This is a genomic window from Streptomyces sp. WM6386 (assembly GCF_000972385.1).
Lineage (GTDB): Bacteria > Actinomycetota > Actinomycetes > Streptomycetales > Streptomycetaceae > Streptomyces.
This window is the reverse complement of sequence record NZ_JXTE01000283.1, coordinates 1-829: the sequence shown is the minus strand read 5'-3', so window position 1 is coordinate 829 and position 829 is coordinate 1. Positions and strand designations below refer to the sequence as shown.

Annotated in this window: 2 pseudogenes; one reads left to right on the top strand and one right to left on the bottom strand. The window is 66.6% G+C overall.

Annotation, left to right across the window (positions count from 1 at the left end):
- Nucleotides 1–426, bottom strand: a pseudogene (locus TN53_RS47650) (hypothetical protein); the annotation flags it as partial.
- Between the two features lie 161 nt (nt 427–587).
- Here TN53_RS47650 and TN53_RS48835 point away from each other — a divergent pair.
- Nucleotides 588–829 (top strand): annotated as a pseudogene (locus TN53_RS48835) (ABC transporter ATP-binding protein); the annotation flags it as partial.

The window sequence follows — 829 nt, the reverse complement described above, 5'->3', positions numbered from 1 at the left end:
GCCGGGAGCCGGGTGGGCGTTGACGGTGAACACCGTCGTGCAGTCCGTGGCGGTCTCGCAGAACGCGTCGGTGGTGTAGAAACCGCCGTGAGGTCCTTTCAGGTCCACATCGACAAAGGACAGCCCGGAGTCATCCGATCCGGTGACCGTGACCGGGAACACCACGTTGCGCGTGATCCCCACGATGACGTCATGCCCGGAGTTGACGACAGCACCGCTGACCACCGGTTCACTGCGCGAGGTATCGGACGCGGCCTCAGCCGAGGCCCCCGCTCCCACCACCACGACGACGGCACCTACCACGGCACCGCGCCTTGCTGCGTTCCGGACGGGATTGCGCCACGAGGCGTGCGTGGCGCGGGTGGGTGAAGAGACCTCGCGCTCGCCGACGTGTCTCTCGCCCATCGGTGGGACGTAATGGCTCATGAATCCTCCACGGGCAACGCGCCATGCTCCCAACCACTCACCGAACGACGGCAGTTGGCGGCAGGCACAGCAGGCTGGTGTATGTCGCCTCCTACGACTACCGAACCGGCCCGATCGTTGCCCTGGCAAGGCGGGCGGGTGCTGCGGAACCCGGCGACACAGTGTCCGATTATCACCGCTCCGCCGTAAATGCATGGACTGAGAACCTTGTTCGACGGGACACTGCCCGCTTCCTCACCTCCGGGAGTGTGATGGGCACCTCTGACACCTACGGTTCCGCGCCGGGCAGGAGTGCGGTCCTGCTGGCGCTGCGCCACTACAACCGTGAACTCCTGCGCCTACGGTGGCTGGCGCTGCCCGCGCTGCTGCTGCCGGCCCTGGGCAACATCGGCATCCGCTACAT